Raw genomic sequence first — 260 nt, 5'->3', positions numbered from 1 at the left:
AGCTGCTCCATAAGCTCCCACACGAATTGCTTGATTCATTGAAGAAGACGATAAGAAGCAGCCCGAAATTGGGTCTGTAGCTCAGTTGGTTAGAGCGCACCCCTGATAAGGGTGAGGTCGGCAGTTCGAATCTGCCCAGACCCACCAATTTTGTGTGGGAAACGCCTGTAGAAATACGGGGCCATAGCTCAGCTGGGAGAGCGCCTGCCTTGCACGCAGGAGGTCAACGGTTCGATCCCGTTTGGCTCCACCACTACTGC

2 tRNA genes are annotated in these 260 nt (G+C 54.2%); both read left to right on the top strand.

What is annotated here, in order from left to right:
* Positions 1 to 70 precede the first annotated feature (70 nt).
* Positions 71 to 147 (top strand) — tRNA-Ile (locus tag SB756_RS31670).
* A gap of 30 nt (positions 148 to 177) precedes the next feature.
* Positions 178 to 253, top strand: a tRNA-Ala gene (locus tag SB756_RS31665).
* Positions 254 to 260: the final 7 nt, after the last annotated feature.

This window comes from Pseudomonas sp. SIMBA_068, from assembly GCF_046534705.1.
In the GTDB taxonomy this organism is placed as follows: Bacteria; Pseudomonadota; Gammaproteobacteria; order Pseudomonadales; family Pseudomonadaceae; genus Aquipseudomonas; species Aquipseudomonas putida.
The sequence above is the reverse complement of the archived record's forward strand: the minus strand, read 5'-3'. Positions and strand labels throughout refer to the sequence as shown.